Annotated in this window: 17 protein-coding genes and 1 tRNA gene; 10 read left to right on the top strand and 8 right to left on the bottom strand. The window is 70.6% G+C overall.

From position 1 onward, the window contains the following. Positions 1–449: 449 nt before the first annotated feature. The 3 genes from ACWC5C_RS36855 (at position 450) to ACWC5C_RS36845 (ending at position 2,558) form a co-directional block, all read left to right on the top strand. Positions 450–1,778 (top strand): helix-turn-helix domain-containing protein, encoded by a 1,329-nt coding sequence (locus tag ACWC5C_RS36855; protein WP_450882828.1) that lies wholly within the window; start codon positions 450–452, stop codon positions 1,776–1,778. Positions 1,779–1,783: 5 nt separating this feature from the next. After that, a complete protein-coding gene (orn, locus tag ACWC5C_RS36850) occupies positions 1,784–2,392 on the top strand; it encodes an oligoribonuclease (protein WP_450882826.1) in 609 nt (202 codons plus the stop codon). 93 nt (positions 2,393–2,485) lie between these two features. Further along, a tRNA-His gene (locus ACWC5C_RS36845) sits at positions 2,486–2,558 on the top strand. A 51-nt stretch (positions 2,559–2,609) separates the two neighbouring features. On the opposite strand, the gene ACWC5C_RS36840 is transcribed toward ACWC5C_RS36845, so the two are convergent. Together ACWC5C_RS36840 and ACWC5C_RS36835 are read right to left on the bottom strand one after the other, a co-directional pair. After that, positions 2,610–2,894, bottom strand: a complete 285-nt coding sequence (locus ACWC5C_RS36840; protein ID WP_385437773.1) for a hypothetical protein — start codon at positions 2,892–2,894, stop codon at positions 2,610–2,612. Positions 2,895–2,998: 104 nt separating this feature from the next. Further along, positions 2,999–3,685, bottom strand: coding sequence for an SDR family oxidoreductase (locus ACWC5C_RS36835; protein ID WP_450882824.1), 687 nt, complete (start codon positions 3,683–3,685; stop codon positions 2,999–3,001). 95 nt (positions 3,686–3,780) lie between these two features. Here ACWC5C_RS36835 and ACWC5C_RS36830 point away from each other — a divergent pair, with 95 nt between their 5' ends. Beyond that, positions 3,781–4,368, top strand: a complete 588-nt coding sequence (locus tag ACWC5C_RS36830) for a TetR/AcrR family transcriptional regulator (protein WP_450882822.1) — start codon at positions 3,781–3,783, stop codon at positions 4,366–4,368. 10 nt (positions 4,369–4,378) lie between these two features. On the opposite strand, the gene ACWC5C_RS36825 is transcribed toward ACWC5C_RS36830, so the two are convergent. From ACWC5C_RS36825 to ACWC5C_RS36815, 3 genes are all read right to left on the bottom strand, one after another. Further along, the gene (locus tag ACWC5C_RS36825) at positions 4,379–4,984 is read right to left on the bottom strand and encodes a histidine phosphatase family protein (RefSeq protein ID WP_450882820.1); all 606 of its coding nucleotides are present in this window, start codon (positions 4,982–4,984) and stop codon (positions 4,379–4,381) included. Positions 4,985–5,150: 166 nt separating this feature from the next. Next, a complete protein-coding gene (locus tag ACWC5C_RS36820) occupies positions 5,151–5,384 on the bottom strand; it encodes a hypothetical protein (protein WP_450882818.1) in 234 nt (77 codons plus the stop codon). Positions 5,385–5,491: 107 nt separating this feature from the next. Then, positions 5,492–6,253, bottom strand: a complete 762-nt coding sequence (locus ACWC5C_RS36815; RefSeq protein ID WP_450882816.1) for a Clp protease N-terminal domain-containing protein — start codon at positions 6,251–6,253, stop codon at positions 5,492–5,494. Positions 6,254–6,339: 86 nt separating this feature from the next. On the opposite strand from ACWC5C_RS36815, the gene ACWC5C_RS36810 reads away from it, so the two are divergent. From ACWC5C_RS36810 to ACWC5C_RS36800, 3 genes are all read left to right on the top strand, one after another. After that, positions 6,340–6,912: a TetR/AcrR family transcriptional regulator gene (locus ACWC5C_RS36810; protein WP_450882814.1), complete on the top strand. Its 573-nt coding sequence runs from the start codon at positions 6,340–6,342 to the stop codon at positions 6,910–6,912. Beyond that, complete coding sequence (locus ACWC5C_RS36805) at positions 6,909–8,372, top strand: MFS transporter (protein ID WP_450882812.1); 1,464 nt, start codon at positions 6,909–6,911, stop codon at positions 8,370–8,372. Before ACWC5C_RS36810 ends, ACWC5C_RS36805 begins: the two co-directional genes overlap by 4 nt. 72 nt (positions 8,373–8,444) lie before the next feature. Continuing rightward, positions 8,445–9,551, top strand: a complete 1,107-nt coding sequence (locus ACWC5C_RS36800) for an epoxide hydrolase family protein (RefSeq protein WP_450882810.1) — start codon at positions 8,445–8,447, stop codon at positions 9,549–9,551. A gap of 49 nt (positions 9,552–9,600) precedes the next feature. Here ACWC5C_RS36800 and ACWC5C_RS36795 read toward each other — a convergent pair whose 3' ends face one another. Together ACWC5C_RS36795 and ACWC5C_RS36790 are read right to left on the bottom strand one after the other, a co-directional pair. Further along, complete coding sequence (locus ACWC5C_RS36795; protein ID WP_450882808.1) at positions 9,601–9,873, bottom strand: hypothetical protein; 273 nt, start codon at positions 9,871–9,873, stop codon at positions 9,601–9,603. A gap of 124 nt (positions 9,874–9,997) precedes the next feature. Then, positions 9,998–12,898 carry a glycoside hydrolase family 48 protein gene (locus tag ACWC5C_RS36790; RefSeq protein ID WP_450882806.1) on the bottom strand — a complete coding sequence of 967 codons (2,901 nt, stop codon included), beginning with the start codon at positions 12,896–12,898 and terminating at the stop codon, positions 9,998–10,000. Between the two features lie 295 nt (positions 12,899–13,193). Between ACWC5C_RS36790 and ACWC5C_RS36785 the strand changes: the two genes are divergently transcribed. After that, positions 13,194–14,708 (top strand): cellulose binding domain-containing protein, encoded by a 1,515-nt coding sequence (locus tag ACWC5C_RS36785; RefSeq protein ID WP_450882804.1) that lies wholly within the window; start codon positions 13,194–13,196, stop codon positions 14,706–14,708. Then, the gene (locus ACWC5C_RS36780; protein WP_450882802.1) at positions 14,705–16,123 is read left to right on the top strand and encodes a glycoside hydrolase family 6 protein; all 1,419 of its coding nucleotides are present in this window, start codon (positions 14,705–14,707) and stop codon (positions 16,121–16,123) included. The genes ACWC5C_RS36785 and ACWC5C_RS36780 overlap by 4 nt, the downstream gene beginning before the upstream one ends. 54 nt (positions 16,124–16,177) lie before the next feature. Here the strand turns inward: ACWC5C_RS36780 and ACWC5C_RS36775 are convergent, their stop codons facing one another. Beyond that, entirely contained in the window at positions 16,178–17,227 is a 1,050-nt protein-coding gene (locus ACWC5C_RS36775; RefSeq protein ID WP_450882800.1) for a LacI family DNA-binding transcriptional regulator, read from the bottom strand. Between the two features lie 275 nt (positions 17,228–17,502). Here ACWC5C_RS36775 and ACWC5C_RS36770 point away from each other — a divergent pair, with 275 nt between their 5' ends. Further along, on the top strand, positions 17,503–18,840 hold the full coding sequence (locus tag ACWC5C_RS36770; protein ID WP_450882798.1) for an ABC transporter substrate-binding protein: 1,338 nt from the start codon (positions 17,503–17,505) through the stop codon (positions 18,838–18,840). Position 18,841 lies beyond the last annotated feature (1 nt).

Raw genomic sequence — 18,841 nt, 5'->3', positions numbered from 1 at the left:
GCGCCCCCGGAAGCGCGCCACGTCGTACTCCGTAGACACGACCGCGACGCGGCATGAGCCGGTCGTACGCCGGTCGAAGGACCCATCCGCACGTCTGCGCCCGCTGGTTTTCGGCCAACTTCGCATCCCAGTTCTTCCCTTGGCAAACGCCATGCTCAACCCCCTTCCGGCCAGCGTGGAAAGGGGTACGAGCCACCCGTACCCCCTACGGGAAGTGGGCGTCAGCAGGAGGCCCACTTCACAGCGAGGGCTACGAGTGCAACGCTTCGTGATCGAATGCTTCGCGCCAAGTTGTCATGTCGACATAGTGGCGGGTGGTGAACTGGTCACGGCGACCACACGCGACACAGTAGATTCGATCTTGGCCATGACCGGCGGGGGAACCGTTCAGGACCGAGGGGAAACGTGCAGGACCGAGAGGACGCGACCACCGAGGGGGGCTTAGAGCCATGAGCCAGGACTCCACGACCGTACCGGAGACCTCGCGCAAGCTCTCCGGACGCCGCCGACGAGAAATCGTCGCGGTGCTGCTGTTCAGCGGCGGACCGATCTTCGAAAGCTCCATCCCGCTCTCCGTCTTCGGTATCGACCGGCAGGACGCCGGAGTCCCTCGGTACCGATTGCTGGTGTGCGCGGGCGAAGATGTGCCACTGCGAACGACTGGCGGACTGGAACTGACCGCACCGTACGGCCTGGAGGCGCTGTCCCGGGCCGGAACCGTCGTCGTACCGGCCTGGCGGTCGATCACCCAGCCGCCACCGGCCGCCGCGCTCGACGCGCTGCGCCGCGCGCACGAGGAGGGCGCGCGCATCGTGGGCCTGTGTACCGGGGCCTTCGTACTGGCCGCCGCGGGGCTGCTCGACGGCCGCCCGGCGACCACACACTGGATGTACGCGCCGACGCTCGCCAAGCGCTACCCATCCGTCCACGTGGATCCGCGCGAGCTGTTCGTGGACGACGGCGACGTACTGACCTCGGCGGGCACCGCCGCCGGGATCGACCTGTGCCTGCACATCGTGCGCACCGACCACGGCGCGGACGCCGCGGGGGCCCTGGCCCGCCGGCTCGTCGTGCCGCCGCGCCGCAGTGGAGGGCAGGAGCGCTACCTGGACAGGTCGTTACCAGAGGAGATCGGCGCGGATCCGCTCGCCGAGGTCGTGGCGTGGGCGCTCGAGCATCTGCACGAGCAGTTCGACGTCGAGGCCCTGGCCGCCCGCGCCTATATGAGCCGACGCACCTTCGACCGCCGCTTCCGGTCGCTCACTGGGAGCGCTCCACTGCAGTGGCTGATCACCCAGCGGGTGCTCCAGGCACAGCGGCTCCTGGAGACCTCCGACTACTCGGTCGACGAGGTCGCCGGGCGCTGCGGCTTCCGGTCCCCGGTGGCGCTGCGCGGGCACTTCCGGCGGCAGCTGGGGTCCTCCCCGGCCGCCTACCGGGCCGCCTACCGGGCCCGCAGGCCCCAGGGCGGCGCCCCGGAGCGCGGTCCGGACCGGCTGGACCGGCTGGAGCGGGCCGAACGGCTCGGTGGCGGCGAGCGAACCGAGGTGCTCGACCAGCGCCCCGGTGAGCACGCGATGCCGCTGCGCCGCCCCGGTGCGCCCGTCACCCATTCGGGACACCACCATCACCCTCCGCACTCGCCGCATCCACCGGGCGGTACGGAACCGGGCAAGCCGGAATCCGATGCGTACGCCCCACGCCTGCCTGAGCAGGCCACGGGCCGCGCCCCGGGCCGTCCGACCCTGCCCGGCCAGCGGGAACGCCCCGTAGGGTGAGACGTATGAACGATCGCATGGTGTGGATCGACTGCGAGATGACCGGGCTCTCGCTGTCGGACGACGCGCTCATCGAGGTGGCCGCGCTGGTCACGGACTCCGAGCTGAACATCCTGGGCGACGGAGTGGACATCGTTGTCCGGCCGCCCGCCCAGGCGCTGACCACCATGCCCGAGGTGGTGCGGGAGATGCACACGGCTTCCGGACTGCTCGCGGAGCTGGACGGCGGGACCACCTTGGCCGATGCCGAGGCCCAGGTCCTGGCGTACATCCGCGAGCACGTCCCGGACGTCGGCAAGGCCCCGCTGTGCGGAAACTCGGTCTCCACCGACCGCGGTTTCCTCCTGCGGGACATGCCGACGCTGGAGGCGTACCTGCACTATCGGATCGTCGACGTCTCGTCGGTCAAGGAGCTGGCCCGCCGCTGGTATCCGCGGGCCTACTTCAACAGCCCGAAGAAGAACGGGAACCACCGCGCACTCGCCGACATCCATGAGTCGATCGCCGAGCTGCGCTACTACCGGGAGGCGGTCTTCGTCCCGCAGCCCGGCCCGGACTCGGACACCGCGAAGACCATCGCGGCCCGCCACGTCCTGCCCGCCCGGCAGTCGTAGCGACTCGCTCCCGGCACACACGAAAGCCGGGAGCGAGCACCCCCGCCGACCCTGTATAGTTTTTCTCGGCCGGTGCGGAAAGCAGCGGTCATGGTGGGTATAGCTCAGATGGTAGAGCACCTGGTTGTGGTCCAGGATGTCGCGGGTTCAAGTCCCGTTACTCACCCTGAACGACCGAAGGGCTGACCTGGGAGACCAGGTCAGCCCTTCGTCGTGTCTACGCGGTGCCCGCCATCTGTCGCTGACGCTCGCCGTTGGCGTGCGCCTTGTCCATCAGCGAGCCCTCTTCCTGTTCGTAGTGGGACAGGGCGATACCGAGGCCGAAGAAGGTGGGCGCCCACTCGCCGACGAAGATCCCCCACCGGTCGGCCCGGTCGATGCCCCGGCCGGGCTCGGCGCGGAGCGAGGCGGCCCAGGTCAGCAGGGACAGCCCGATGGAGGCGACGGCGGCGGTGTAGGCGTGCTCGCTGCGCAGGCCCATGTCGTGCAGCTTCTTGATCACGGCGGTGCTCCTCCGGGAGGTTCCCCCCTCGGGACCACCCCCGTGTGCCCAGGCTCGGGCGAGTGACACAGGACGCGGCGAGCCGGTCGTCAGAGGGGTGCGCCTCAGGCGGCGTTCGGCGAGGCCGCCAGGGACTGCCTGACGTGCCGGGTGACCTCGTCGGCGAGGATCTCGCGCAGGCCCGTCTCGACGCCGTCCAGGGCCTGCGCGGCGACCTCGGCGGGGTCGGCCTTCTGGTCGGCGGGGACGCCCGCGGCCATGTCGGTGTCCATGTAGCCGACATGCAGCGCCGAGACGGTGATGCCGCGCGGCGCCAGTTCCTCGCGGGCGGCGTCGGTCAGCGCCCATGCCGCGGCCTTGGTCGCGGCGTACGACCCGAGGGGGGCGGGGTGCAGCCAGGACAGGACGGACAGGACGTTGAGTACGGCGCCGCCGCCGTTCCCCTCGATGACGGGGGCGAAGGCCCGCGTCACGGCGAGCGGACCGTAGAAGTTCGTCTCCATCTCCTGGCGCACGGCGTCCGGGCCGCCCGCGATCAGCGGCGTGGGGGTGGAGATGCCCGCGTTGTTCACCAGCAGCGTCGCGTCGGACGCGGTGCGGGCCGCGGCCCGGATCGACTCCTCGTCCGTCACGTCCAGCCGCAGCGGCGTGACGCCCGGCAGGTCCACCGCCTCGGGGCGCCGGGCCGCCGCGTAGACCTTCGCCCCGCGCTCCACCAGCTGGGCGGCCAGGTGCCGCCCGAGCCCCCGGTTGGCGCCGGTGACGACCGCGACCGCGTCCTTCAGTTCCATGACCGCTCCTTGCGTTCACGTAATTTAGATTACGTTCATAATCTAAAGCACGCCCTAGAATGGATGTCAATCGACATCCAAACGGGAGGTAGCTGATGGGCCGCGTATCGCAGGCGCAGGCGGAGGAGAACCGCAGGCGGGTCGTGGACACCGCCTCCCGGCTGTTCCGGGAGCAGGGCACCCACCTCAGCGTCGCCGACCTCATGAAGGCGGCCGGTCTGACCCACGGCGGCTTCTACAAGCAGTTCGCCTCCAAGGACGCGCTCATCGGCGAAGCCACCGCCCATGCCTTCGAGGGGCTGACCCGGCAGCGCGACGACGGGCTAGAGCAGTACGGCGGGCAGCGCGAGGCCGCCCAGCGCGCGCTGATCGACGCGTACCTCTCCACCGAGCACCGCGACAGCCCGGCGGACGGCTGCCCCGCCGCCGCGCTCGCCGCCGACATGGCGCGCGAGCCTGAGGACCGCGAGGCCCGCCGCGTCTACACCGAGGGCGTGGGCGACTTCGCCGAGTGGCTCGCCACCGAGGACACCGAGGACACCGAGGGCGAGGACGGCCTCACCCGGCTGTGCACGATGCTCGGCGCCCTCGTCCTGGCCCGCGCCACCAAGGGCTCCCCACTCTCCGACCAGATCCTCACCGCCGCGCGCGAGGCCTTGACGGCCGGTCAGCAGGGCACGTAAGCCCCGTACGTCAGGCAATGGGGTCGGTGCCCCAGTGGGTGACCGTCCAGCCGCTTCGTGGGTCGCCGGTCAGGGTGACGGTCTGGGTGTTCTCCAGGGGGTTGCGGGCGGCGAACGCGGCGTCGATGTTGAGCGCGCGGGCGGCGGCCCAGGTGCGGATGGCCGCGCCGTGGCTGATGACGGTGACGTACTCCGCCCCCGAGGCGGCGATCTCCTCGATCACCTCGTCGTAGCGGGCCAGGGCCTCCTCGCCGGTGTCGCCTCCCGGCATCGGCAGGTCGGTCTGACCGGCGGACCAGGCCATGACGGTCTTGAGGTAGAGCTGCACGGACTCGCTGTCGTCGCGCATCTCCAGGTCACCGGCGCGCAGTTCGCGTATGCCCTCGCGGATGACGACCTCCAGGCCGCGCGCGTGGGCGAGAGGGGCGGCCGTCTGCTGGGCGCGGTGGAGCGGGGAGGCGTACAGGGCGTCGATCCGCTCAACCGCGAGGCGCTCCACCAGGGCCTCCGCCTGCTGGCGGCCGAGGGGGGTGAGGTCCGCGCCCGGCAGGTCGGTGTCCAGGGCGTGGATGACGTTGGAGGGGGTCTGGCCGTGGCGGACGAGCAGGAGGCGCATGAGCGGGGGGCGTCCTTCCGGGGAGCGGGCGCGGGGTGCGGCGCCCGGCCTCGGGGGCCGGGCCGCCGTCCTCATCGTCGCTCAGCCGGTCCCGGGGAGGGAATACGCGACGGGGTCGCGCGGCTCACACTCCCCGGGCCAGGAGGGGTGCGGCTCAACGTGCGGCTCAGCCGTCGGCCGGAGCCGGATGTCGTACGGCCTTCTTCACTGCGGCCTCCAGCGCGGCCCGGCTGAGCCCGGCGTCCCGGGCGTGTTCGGTGACGGCGGCCTGCACGGCGACGGCGGCGTCGTACCAGTGCTTCCACTGGGTCGTGTGGTCGGCGTCGGCGAGACCTGCCAGTTTGGCGTGCTCGGCGTCCGCCGACTGCTGGAGGGCGATGATTCTGTCGGGGATGTCCACGCGTTGGATCATAAGTCCGACGCTTCGGGCGTATGTGCGTACCGCTCGCCCCACGCCGCCCGCGCTACACGTTCGGCGGGCGGCGCTTGAGGGGGCGCGTCAGCGGGTTACGACTCCTTCTCGGAGAAGTCCGCCTGGATCCGCTCCAGCATCTGGACGATGGACGCCTCGATACCCGCCTTGGCGATGCCGAGGTCCGCGAGCACACCCGAGCCGTCCTCGTGTTCGAGGAGGGCGAGCAGGATGTGCTCGGTGCCGATGTAGTTGTGGCCCAGGCGCAGGGCCTCGCGGAAGGTGAGTTCGAGGACCTTCTTGGCGTTCGCGTCGAAGGGGACCAGCGCGGGCATGGAGTCGGCGGCGGGCGGGAGGGCGGCGGTGGCGGCCTGGCGGACGGTGTCCAGGAGGACGTCCTGCGCGACGATCGCCTTGGCGGCCAGGCCGTCGGGCTCGGCCAGGAGGCCGAGGACGAGGTGTTCGGTGCGGATCTCGTCGTTGGAGGCGGCGCGGGCCTCGTTCTGGGAGGACACCACGACGTTCCGGGCGCGGGGGGTGTAGCGGCCGAAGCCCTGGCTGGGGTCGAGGTCCTGGGCGGCGGAGCCCTTGGGGACGAAGCGCTTCTGGGCCGCCTGCCGCGTCACCCCCATGCTCTTGCCGATGTCGGTCCAGGAGGCGCCGGAGCGGCGGGCCTGGTCCACGAAGTGGCCGATGAGGTGGTCGGCCACGTCACCGAGGTGGTCGGCGGCGATGACCGCGTCAGTGAGCTGCTCCAGGGCGTCGGTGTGGGTCTTCTTGATGGCATCGATCAGCTCGTCGAGGCGTACGGGGTTGGTCATGCCGGTGGGCTGCGCGTTCGCGTCCGGGTTCGTCATGTGTCAACTATGGGTTGACAGTCTTCGGTGTGTCAACTCGTGGTTGACAGTAGACAGTGTCTACTTCTGACTGGTAGACACTGTCTATGAGCGAAGAGGACAGGGGCCTGCGGGCCCGACTGGTCGATGTCGGCGTCGAGTTGGTGGACCGGGAGGGCGCGGCGGCCCTGTCGCTGCGCGAGATCGCGCGGCAGGCCGGGGTCTCGCACGGGGCGCCCCGGCGCTACTTCCCGACACATCTGTCCCTGCTGTCGGCCATCGCGCGGCGCGGCTTCGACCAGCTGGCCGGGCAGGCCGGGGCGGCGATCGGGGACGGGCGGCGGGAGCCCCGGGAGCAGCTGATGGCGCTGGGGCGGGTCTACCTGGAGTTCGCGCGGACCAACCGCGGGATGTTCGAGCTGATGTTCCGGCACGATCTGCTGGAGAGCAACCAACTGGGGCTGCGGGAGACCAGTCTGCCGCTGTTCGAGGTGCTGGTGGGGCTGGTCCGCCGGGTACGCCCCGAGGCGGAGGCGGGTGTCGTCGCGGGTGCGCTGTGGGCCAATCTGCACGGCATCGCGCAGCTGTGGGAGTGGGGCAGCCTCCCGCTCGCCACCGGTACGGAGGACGTCGAGCCGTTGCTGCGGGCGGCGATGGACGCCCATCTGGGGGCGGCATGACGACGACGTCACGGCGACGGCAGCGGCTCATCCTCGTCGGCAGCGTCACCGGCGCCGTCGTCGTCGCCCTCGACGGCACCGTACTGACCGTCGTACAGCCCGCCCTGCAGCGCGATCTGCACGCCTCGTTCACGCAGGTGCAGTGGACCAGCACGGGCTATCTCATCGCCGTCGCCAGCCTGTTGGTGTTCGCCGGGCGGCTCGGCGACCGGTACGGCCACCAACGGGTGTTCGCGGTCGGCACGCTGGGCTTCGCCGCCGCGTCGGCGGGCATCGGGGTGGCGCCCGGCATCGGCTGGGTGATCGGACTGCGCGTCGCGCAGGGCGTGTTCGGCGCGCTGCTGCAGCCCGCGACCCTCGGCATGCTGCGCGCCGCCTATCCGCGCGACCGGCTCGGGATGCCGATCGCGCTGCGTACCAGCGCCATCGGGGTGGCGGCCGCCGCCGGGCCGATCGTGGGCGGGGCGCTCGCGGCGCAGTTCGGCTGGCGGTCGGTCTTCTTCCTGAGCGTGGTCCCCGCGGCGGCGGTGGGCGTGCTGGCGCTGGTCGTACGCGTCCCGGCGGACGGACCGGACGGGCCGGACGGGCTGGACGGGCTGGACGGACCGCGCACCGGGGTGGCGCTCGACCTGCCCGGTGCCTGTCTGCTGGCGCTGGCCCTGGTGTGCCTGGTCCACACGCTCGCCGCGATACCGGAGACCGGCTGGACGGCGGCCACCGCGCCCGGCCTCCTGGCCATGGCGGCCGCCGGGGGCGCGTACGTATGGCACGCGCGCCGTACGCCGAACCCGCTGGTGCCGCCCGGCGTGCTGCGCTCGGCGACGGTCGCCTCGGCGCTCGGCGTGCTGGTGGCGGCGTCGGCGGCGCTGTTCGGGGCGCTGTTCGTCGGCACGTACTTCCTGCAGGACGTCCTCGCGCTGGACCCGCTGGAGAGCGGGCTGCGGGTGCTGCCGCTGGCCGCGACGATGGTGCTGGGCGCGCCGGTCGCGGCGGTCCTGGCGCGCCGGTACGGACCACGGCGTACGGCGGTGGCGGGGATGGCCGTCCTCGCACTCGGCATCCTGCTCCTCTCCCGGCTCGACCGGGCGGCGACCGTCCCGGAGATCGGCGGCTGCTTCTTCGCGCTCGGGGCCGGTTTCGGCACCGTGATGGTGACCGCGACGGCCGTCGTCGTACGCCACGCGCCGCTGGAGCACGCGGGGGTGGCGGGCGGGCTCCAGCAGACGGCCATGAACATCGGGCCGACGCTGGGGGTGGCCGCCGCGACGATGCTGCTGCGGCTGCCGGGCGGCGCGACCTTCGCCGCCGCGATGGGCCCCGCGCTGGCCGCCCTCGCGGCGGTCGCGGCGCTGGGCGCGCTGCTGGCCACCGCCCTGCCCGGCCGGACGCGCCCGGAGGCAGGGCCGCGCGAGCACGTGACAGAGACAGGGGCAGAGGCAGAGACAGAGGGCGTGCGTTGAGGACGCGGGCTGTCCTCATGGGTTCCTAGGGTCAGGCACGTCATCGCGAAGAAGCCCGCCCCGAGGAGAGCCATGAGCGGCACCGAGGTACGTCCCTTCCGCATCCACATCCCGCAGCCGGACCTGGACGACCTGAACGACCGGCTGGCCCGCACCCGCTGGCCTCGGCAGCTTCCCGGCGAGGAGTGGAGCCGTGGCGTCCCGGTCGCGGAGCTGAAGGAGCTGGCCGGGTACTGGGGCGAGGGCTTCGACTGGCGTCGGCAGGAGGCGCGGCTGAACGAGTTCCCTCAGTTCATGACGGAGATCGACGGCCAGGACATCCACTTCCTGCACATCCGGTCCGCCGACCCCGGCGCGCTGCCGCTCCTCCTCACCCACGGCTGGCCCAACTCCTTCGTGGAGTTCGCCGACCTCATCGGCCAGCTGACCGGCACGTTCCACGTGGTCGTGCCCTCGGTGCCCGGCTTCGGCTTCTCCGCGCCGCCGCGCGAGACCGGCTGGAGCGCGGCGCGGGTGGCGCGGATCTGGGCGGAGCTGATGGAACGCCTCGGCTACGACCGGTACGGCACCCAGGGCGGGGACTTCGGCGCGTACGTCGCCCCGGAGGTGGCCAGGGCCGCCGCGCCGGGACGGGTGGCCGGGGTCTACGTCATCGGCGGGCTCGGCTTCCCGACGGAGGCCGACGTTCCCGACCTGACCGAGGACGAGCGGGCGGCGTACGCGTGGTTCCAGGAGCAGGACTGGCTCCACGGCGTGGACCACCACGCGCTGCTCCGCGCGGCGCCGCAGACCTTCGCCTACGGATGGCAGGACTCCCCCGCCGCCGCGCTCGCCTGGATGGCGCAGAAGTTCAAGGAATTCACCACGGCGGGCAAGGGGTGGCAGGAGCTGATCGACCGGGATCTGTTCCTGACCAACCTCAGCCTCTACTGGTTCACCGGCACGTTCGGCTCCTCGTCCTGGCCCATGTACGACAGCACCGGCTTCGGCTGGCCGGAGGGCCAGGCGGTGGCCCCGACGGGCGTCTACAGCGGCCCGCCCGGCATCCGCCGACTGGCCGAGCGGCACAACACGATCGTCCACTGGCCCACCGACAACCCGGGCGGCCACCACTTCGTGGCCATGGAGCGGCCGGGTGATGTCGCCGCCGATATGCGGGCGTTCTTCGACGCGGTCTAGGCTTCCGTGCGCAGCTGAAGGCCGCGGCGCAGCCTTCTGCACAGCAGGGCTAGGCGCGCCCCTCGTGCTGCGGTGGGTGGCGGGGCCACCAGGGGGTCCAGGTGAACTTGTCGCCGCCCACCCAGCGCACCACGTCCGGGTCGTCCAGGTCGATGTCGGCCAGGCCGAGCTGACGGGCGATCTCGATGACGTCCAGGACCGAGTGCGCCTTGCCGACCAGCTCCCCCGCGACCTCCACCAGGCGGTAGGGCGGATCGCCGTGCTGGACGCCGAGCACCACCATCGTCGGCCGGGTGACGCGCGGGCTCTCGCTCTCGGTCATGGCTCCACGCTGCGGCCGGGGCGCCGTCGTCGCACCCCTGGATGCCCCAGATGGGCGAATCCCGGGGATGGGGAGGCGGGGCCCCCGACCCTGAGGGCCCCGCCGGTCCGCACGATGGGTTCCGCTACTCGAAGAGTTCTCCGTACGAGCCCATCGCCAGCGCGATGTCCGCCTGGGCCCAGAAGCGGTGGTACGTGAAGCTCGGCACCGCGCCGCCCTTCAGGTACGCCTCCACCTTGGACCAGGCCGGGTCGTTCTTGTAGAAGGAGCGGATCGACTGGAAGGTCGAGCTGGAGTCGATCTTGTCGCCGTTGGGCATGGTGCCGGTCCAGCCGCTGGGGACGTAGACCGGGTCGTCGAAGCGGTTGTAGTCGGCGCGGGACTCGGGGACCGCGATGCCCAGCGCGTCCTGGTGGTGGTTCCACATGCCGTCGAGGAGCGCCTTGGCGGCGTTCTTGGCGGCGGTGTGGCCCGACTTGGCCGCGTAGTACGACAGCGTCTTCGCGTACGCGGCGGCCACGCCCACGTCGTTGGTGTAGTCGGTCACGGTGACGTGCAGGCCCGTGTTGGCGCCGGGGCTGGACGCGTTCCAGGTGTCGGGCTGGCCGGACCACTGGAGGTTGGACGGGAACTGGTAGGTGCCGTCGGGGTTGATGGTGGTCTTGGACAGCGCCCAGGTGACCCACTTGTCGAGGACGGCCTTGGCCGAGGCGTCACCGGTGCGGTTGTAGTACTCGGCGACGCGCTCCATGGACCACGCCTGGAAGCCGAACCACTGGTTGGACGGCGGGTCGTGGTAGACCGGCTTCTCGTCGTAGTACATCCCGTAGAAGGTGGACTTTCCGGCGGGCGGAGTGGCGTAGCGGCCCTGCCAGCTGTTGGTGGCGCCGCCCGCGATGGCGCCCTCGCTGGACTGCAGCCACCGGTAGAACTCGACCTGCCGCTTGAGGCTGGTGGACCAGTCGCTCGCGCCGGTCGCGGACTTGGGCTTGAGGTCGGCGTACGAGCTGAGCGCCCAGGCCGCCATGGGGTTCTGGTAGCCGCCGTGGGCGTGCGAGGAGCCGATGCGCCAGGCCCAGCCCGCGGAGGTGTCGGTGGCGCCGCCCCAGGCGTAGTACCAGGAGAGCAGATAGCTGGAGCTGTTCTTGCCGCTGCCCGCCGGGCAGGTGGTCTCGCCGACGCAGTTGCCGACCTTCTTGAAGTACTTGTCGTACATGGCGTAGCGCAGGTAGTCGCCCATCTTGGCGGCCTTGGCGATGTTCCCGGAGATCTGGCTGCCCTTGCCCTGCGCCTTGGCCCATTCGGAGGCCCAGTAGGCGGCCTGGACGACGCGGGCGTCGGCGTCGGGGGCGTTGGTGAACTTCCACTGCTTGGAGTAGGAGGCGTCACCGGTGAACAGGTCCAGATAGCCGTTCTTGCCGCCGTACTTGAAGCCGTCGCAGGTCGGCTGGGTCACGGTCTCCCAGACGGACTCCTGCGGGCCGCGCTGGAAGGTGTTGACGTAGGACGGGCCGGTGTCGGACGGTCCCGCCTCGCACTTGCCGGGCGAGTTGCCGTAGCCGTAGACGTTGTCGACGTCCTGGATCCAGTGCATGCCGTAGACGTCGTCGGTGCCGTACGCGCTCTTCAGCTCGGCCCCGATGGGGTCCTGGCCGACCGGTACGTTGCCGTCGAGCTTCGCCGGGTACTGCGAGGGCTGGTCCCACTCGGGCGCGTAGGTGGCGGGCTTGGAAGGGTTGTAGAAGCTGTTCGTCGGCTGGTCGGCGCGGGTGGGGATCATGTACTTCTCCATGATGTCCCACGCGGAGTTGAACTTGGCCCAGTCGCCGGTGACCTTGCCGTACATCGCCTGGAGCCAGATCAGATAGCTGTACGCCTCGGACGTCGTCTCATGGCCGTGGTCGGGGGCCTCGACGATCAGGGTCTCCACGGAGTGGTACGGGATGCCCTCGGGCGAGAAGTAGCCCGCCGAAGGTGCGGTGATCTTGTTGTACAGCTCCAGGAAGCGGGCGTCGTACGTCTTGGCGGCGGCCAGCTGGGTCACGGTGACCTCGGCCTTGGTGTGGCCGGAGGCGGTCGCGGTGAAGGTCGCGGAGCCGGTGCCGGAGCTGGCGGCGGCCACGGTCACCTGCTGGGCGGTGTTCCAGTTGGCCGGGGTGAAGGTGAGGCTGCCGCCGGAGGAGATGGTCAGGCCCGTGTTGCCGGACGTACGGGCCACCGCGACCGTCACGTTGGCGGACGGCCGGGTGGACAGCCGGAGAGCGAACGTACCGGTCTTGCCCTGCTCGACGCCGAGCTGAGCGGGGCTCGCGACCAGCGCGGGACCGGCCGCGACATGGATGCCGACGGGGGTGGACTCGGCGGCGGCGCCCTGGCTGTCGTAAGCCTTGGCGTACAGCGAGAAGTCGCCCGCCGGGACGTCCGCGTAGTCGAAGCTGTACGGCGACGTGGTGTCGGTGCCCAGCAGCTTGGTGTCGCTGTAGAACTCGACCTTGGTGATGCTCGCGCCGTCGGCGGCCGCGGCGGTGGCCGCCATCGGGACGGTGCCGCCCGCCGAGTAGACGGCGCCCGGGGCCGGGCTGGTGAGGACGGTGATGGGCGGCTGGTGGGCGCCTCGGCAGGTGACGCCGTTGACGGCGAAGGCGGTGGGCGCGGCGTTGGCGCCGCTGTAGCTGAACTGGCCGCCGGTGGTGACATTGCCACCGGCCGCGATGTTCGCGTTGTGGGCGGCGTTCTTGACGGTGACGGTCTTGCCGGACTGCGACCAGGTGCCGTTCCAGCCGTTGCCGAGCTTCTGGTTGCCCGCGTAGTCGTAGGTCAGGGTCCAGCCGTTGATGGCCTCGGTGCCGGGGTTGGAGATCGTGAGATCGGCGGTGAAGCCCGAGCCCCAGTCGTTCGTCTTGTAGTCGACGTTGCACTGCACGGCGGCGGCGGTGTCGGCGTGGGCGGGGGCGGCGCCACCGGCGGCGGTCATGGCCACGGGCAGCGAGAGGGCCGCGGCCAGCGCGGTCACCAGCCGTCTCATCCGCCGACGCGCCCCTGACAAGGGTGAGCCTCGCTGTACGCGCATGGGGGACCTCCACGCGGGTTCGGAAATGGGGGGATGTGCGAACCAGTGGGAGCGCTCCCAAGCGTCCGTTCCATCTGAGGAAGTGTCAAGTCTTTGAACAAGACGGCCTGACAGAACGCCTTCGACCGATAAATCTCTGAACGAGTCTGTTGACATGTACGCCACTGGCGCTACGGTCAGCTCAACCAGTGGGAGCGGTTCCAGCAGTCAGCGCCGCACGGGACGGCGCGAGCACCCGAGGAGTCGCTCCATGCGAGCACCACCGCGCCTTTACGCCTTGGCGGCCGCCGCGTCGCTCACCCTGGCGGGCACCGCGGGCACCGCCGCCGCGTCCGGCAGCTCCGTCGCACCACGGGACAGCTCCGTCGCACCACGGGCGGCGGCCGCCTGCACCGTGGCGTACACCGCCGCCAGCCAGTGGGGCGACGGCTTCCAGGGCAACGTCACGATCACCAATAACGGAGCCGCGCTCGACCGCTGGACCCTCACCTTCGACTTCTCCGCCGGACAGAAGGTGACCCAGGGGTGGAACGCCACCTGGTCGCAGTCCGGGACGACGGTGACCGCGGTCAACGCCGCCTGGAACGGGAAGATCGCGACGGGCGGCAGCGTCGGCGCCGGGTTCACCGCCTCCTGGTCCGGGACCAACCCGGTGCCGTCGGCCTTCAAGCTCAACGGCGTGGCGTGCGACGGCGGATCCGGCCCGACGGATCCCACGGACCCGACCGATCCCCCGCCGGGCCAGGGCGGCACCCCGCCGAAGCTGCGCGTCGCGGGCAACGCGTTCGTGGACGAGAACGGGGCCACCCGGCGGCTGCTCGGCGTCAACCGCTCCGGCGGCGAGTTCATGTGCGTGCAGGGGCGGGGCATCTTCGACGGACCGATGGACGACGCGTCCGTGAAGGCCATCGCCGGGTGGAAGGCGAACGCGGTCCGCGTCCCGCTCAACGAGGAGTGCTGGCTCGGTCTGTCGCACATCAACGCCGCCTATCGCGGAGCGAATTACATCAACGCGGTGAAGGAGTACGTCACCCGTCTGGAGGCCCACGGCATCACGCCGATCCTCGAACTCCACTGGAGCCACGGAAAGTACACCGGCGGCGACAACAAGTGCCCGGACACCGCCTACGCCACCTGTCAGAAGCCGATGCCGAACGCCCAGTACACCCCGGCGTTCTGGTCCTCGGTCGCCGAGACCTTCAAGGGCGACCAGGCCGTGGTCTTCGACCTCTTCAACGAGCCGTTCCCGGACCGCGCCACCTCCGACCTCACGGCGGCGTGGAAGTGCTGGCGGGACGGCGGCAGCTGCCCCGGCATCGACTTCCCGGTCGCAGGTATGCAGAGCCTGGTGAACGCGGTACGGGCCACCGGCGCCCGCAACGTGATCCTGCTCGGCGGCCTCGCGTACTCCAACGACATGCGCCAGTGGCTGGCGTACAAGCCGAGCGACCCGGCGGGCAACCTCGCCGCCGCCTGGCACACGTACAACTTCAACACCTGCTCCAGCGAGAGCTGCTTCAACGAGCAGCTGGCCCCGGTGATCGCCCAAGTCCCGTTCGTGGCGGGAGAGATCGGCGAGAACACCTGCTCACACGGCTACATCGACCGCGTCATGGCCTGGCTGGACGCCCGGCGCGCCTCGTATCTCGGCTGGACCTGGAACACCTGGGACTGCTCGTCCGGCCCCTCTCTGATCAGCGATTTCAACGGCACCCCCACCGCTTTCGGCATCGGACTCCGCGATCACCTGAAAGGACTGTCATGAGCCGCATTCCCTCACCTCCCCCACCGTTCCAGAAGCCCCGTAGCCGCACCCGCGCGGCCGCGCTCGCGGGCGGTGCGCTGCTGGCCGCCACCGCCCTGACCGTCGGTTCGCTCGCGGGCACCGCGTCGGCGCAGGCCGACGGGGCCGCCAAGGCCGCCGCGAAGGTCGACAACCCGTACGCGGGCGCCAAGGTGTACGTGAACCCGGACTGGTCCGCCAAGGCCGCCGCCGAGCCGGGCGGCTCCAGGATCTCCAACCAGCCGACCGGCGTCTGGATGGACCGCATCGCCGCGATCAACGGCACCTCCGGCGCCCGCGGCCTCCGCGCCCACCTGGACACCGCGCTCCAGCAGTCGGGCGGCAGCCCCACCGTCGTCCAGCTCGTCATCTACAACCTGCCCGGCCGCGACTGCGCGGCGCTCGCGTCCAACGGCGAGCTGGGCCCGACGGAGATCGACAAGTACAAGACGCAGTACATCAACCCGATCGCGTCGATCCTGGGCGAGTCGAAGTACGCCAACTCCAATCTGCGGATCGTCACCACCATCGAGATCGACTCGCTGCCGAACCTGGTCACCAACACCGGCGGCCGCCCGACCGCCACCCCGCAGTGCGACACCATGAAGGCCAACGGCAACTACGTGAAGGGCGTCGGCTACGCGGTCAACAAGCTCGGCGCCATCGGCAACGTCTACAACTACATCGACGCCGGACACCACGGCTGGATCGGCTGGGACGACAACTTCAACGCCACCGCCCAGGTCCTCAAGCAGGCCGCGACCGCCGAGGGCAGCACGGTCGACAAGGTGGCCGGGATCATCGTCAACACCGCCAACTACAGCGCCCTGAAGGAAAACAACTTCACCATCAACGACAACGTCAACGGGACCACGGTCCGCCAGTCCAAGTGGGTGGACTGGAACCGCTACGTCGACGAGCTGTCGTTCGCCCAGGGCTTCCGCCAGGAGCTGGTGAACGTGGGCTTCCCGTCGAACGTCGGCGCGCTCATCGACACCTCCCGCAACGGCTGGGGCGGCTCGGCCCGCCCGTCCGGCCCTGGCGCGACGACCAGCGTCGACACGTACGTCAACGGCGGCCGCTACGACCGCCGTATCCACATCGGCAACTGGTGCAACCAGTCCGGGGCCGGGCTCGGTGAGCGGCCCAAGGCATCGCCCGCCGCCGGGATCGACGCGTACGTGTGGATGAAGCCCCCGGGCGAGTCCGACGGCTCCAGCTCGCAGATCCCGAACGACGAGGGCAAGGGCTTCGACCGGATGTGCGACCCGACGTACACGGGCAACGCGCGCAACGGCTACAACATGTCCGGTTCGCTCGCGAACGCGCCGCTGTCGGGCCACTGGTTCTCGGCCCAGTTCCAGCAGCTGCTGAGGAACGCTTACCCGGCGCTGTAACTCCTCCCACAGGCCCCGCTCGTGTTCGTACGAACGCGAGCGGGGCCTACCCGTTCACGACGACTCGCGCCGCACCAGCTGGGTCGGCAGCACCACCTGGGGGCGCTTGGAGGGCCGTTCCGAGGGGCCTTCGATCTCCTCCAGCAGCACCCGCACCATCGCCCGGCCCATCTCCTCGGTCGCCTGCCGGACGCTGGTCAGCGGCGGATCCATGTGGCGGGCGACCGCCGAGTCCTCGAAGCCGACCAGCGCGACGTCCTCCGGGACCCGCCGCCCGGACTCGCGCAGCACCTGGCGGGCGCCCGCGGCCATCACGTCCGAGGCGGCGAAGACCGCGTCGAGGCGGGGCCGCAGCTCCAGCAGCTGGCGCATCGCCCGGCGGCCGCCCTCCTCGGTGAAGTCGGCGGACGCCACCAGCTCCGGTTCCGGCTCCCGGCCCGCGGCCCGGACCGCGGCGCGGTAGCCGTCCAGACGGCACTGGGCGACGTACATGTCCAGCGGCCCGGTGATGGTGGCGACGGTGGTGCGGCCGCGCCCGATGAGGTGCTCCACGGCGGACTGCGCGCCGCCGGTGTTGTCCGAGTCGACGTACGGCACCGACTCGTGCGCCGAGCGGCGCCCGCTCAGCACGGCGGGCATCTCCAGGCGCTCCAGCAGGTCGGGCAGCGGGTCGTCCGCGTGGACGGACACCAGCAGAACGCCGTCGACCCGGTGCGCGGAGAGGTAGTCGGCGAAGCGCTGGCGCTCCTTGGGGGTGCGGATGAGGGTCAGCAGCAGCTGCAGATCGGTGTCGGCCAGCTCGGCGCCGACGCCGCGGATGATGTCCGAGAAGTAGGGCTCCGCGAACAGCCGGGTCTCCGGCTCGGGTATGACCAGCGCGACGGCGTCGGCCCGGTTGGCGGCCAGCGCGCGGGCCACCCGGTTGGGCACGTAGCCCAGTTCGGCGACGGCCTGCTCGACGGCCGTACGGGTGCGATCGCTGACCCTCGGCGAGCCGTTGATCACCCGGGAGACGGTGCCGCGGCCGACGCCCGCGCGGGCCGCGACCTCCTCAAGGGTGGGCCTGCCGCGCCCCGCACCATGCCGCCGCCGGGTTCCTGCCATCTCGCGCCTCCAGCCTCCGTACCCAGCAGATCCACCCACATGGGCGGCTGCGGTGGACATTCAACAGCAGTGCGGTTTCCGGAAGTTGTTCCGCTCTGTCCCTTGACACCCCAGCGGGGAGCCGCAACCCTTCAACACATCAACCTGGGAGCGCTCCCACAGTACCTGAGTCATACACAACCCGCACGCTGCCCGCCCGTGCCGATGCATCTCAAAGTCCCATGGATTCCCCCTTTTTGGCCGGGAGCGGTACGTCAGGGCGCTAGGAGGACGGAATGCGCAGGATCACTGGTACGTACCGCAGCAGAGCGGTGGCCCTCGCGGCCATCGCCGCGTTAGGGGCCGGACTGCTGAGCGGCTGTGCCGACGACGGCGACAGCGACACCAAGTCAGGCGGGGGCGGCGGGGGCGGTGGTGGCGGAAAGACCAAGATCATCATGGGCCTCTTCGGCACCATGGGCTTCAAGGAAGCCGGGCTCTACGACGAGTACATGGAGCTGCACCCGGACATCACGATCGAGCAGACGGTCATCGAGCGCAACGAGAACTACTACCCGCAGCTGCTCAACCACCTGAGCACGGGCAGCGGTCTGGCCGATGTCCAGGGCATCGAAGTCGCCAACATCGCCGAGGTCGTCCAGACCCAGGCGGATAAGTTCGTTGATCTTTCGAAGACAGCGGGCGTCAAGAAAGAGAACTGGCTCGACTGGAAATGGCAGCAGAGCATCACGAAGGACGGCAAGGCGGTCGGCCTCGCCACCGACATCGGCCCGATGGCGATCTGCTACCGCAAGGACCTGTTCCAGAAGGCCGGGCTGCCCACCGACCGTGAGAAGGTCGCCCAGCTCTGGGCCGGGGACTGGAACAAGTACCTGGACGCGGGCAAGCAGTACATGAAGAAGGCCCCCAGCGGCACGGCCTTCGTCGACTCGGCCGGCGGTGTCTTCAACGCGGCGGTCGCGGGCAACGCGGAGCGGTACTACAACAAGAGCGGCAAGATCATCTACAAGGACAGCCCGGCGGTGAAGGACGCCTGGGAGCTGGCCACCAAGGCGGCCACCGGGAAGATGACCGCCAAGCTCCAGCAGTTCCAGAAGAGCTGGGACCAGGGCTACGCCAACGGGCAGTTCGCCACCGTCTCCTGCCCGCCGTGGATGCTCGGCTACATCCAGAGCAAGGCCGGGGACAAGGCGAAGGACCAGTGGGACGTGGCCGCCGCGCCCAAGCCCGGCAACTGGGGCGGCACCTTCCTCGGCGTGCCGCAGGCGGGCAAGAACAAGGAAGAGGCGGCCAAGCTCGTCGCCTGGCTGACCGCACCCGAACAGCAGGCGAAGCTGTTCAAGGAGCGCGGAAGCTGGCCCAGCTCCCAGGCGTCGTACTCCCTGCCGGACGTGAAGGACGCCAAGCACCCCTACTTCGCGAACGCGCCGATCGGCTCCATCTTCACCGAGGCCGCCAAGGGCATCCCGGTCCAGGTGCTGGGCGCGAAGGACCAGATCATCAATCAGAACCTCGTGGACATCGGCCTCCTCCAGGTCGACCAGCAGGGCAAGTCGCCCGAGGCGGGCTGGAAGGCCGCGACCAAGACGATCGACAACGCGCTGGACCAGTGAC

It is taken from the genome of Streptomyces sp. NPDC001700, from assembly GCF_053596435.1.
Note: the sequence above shows the minus strand (reverse complement) of the source record. Positions and strands in the feature narration are given on the sequence as shown.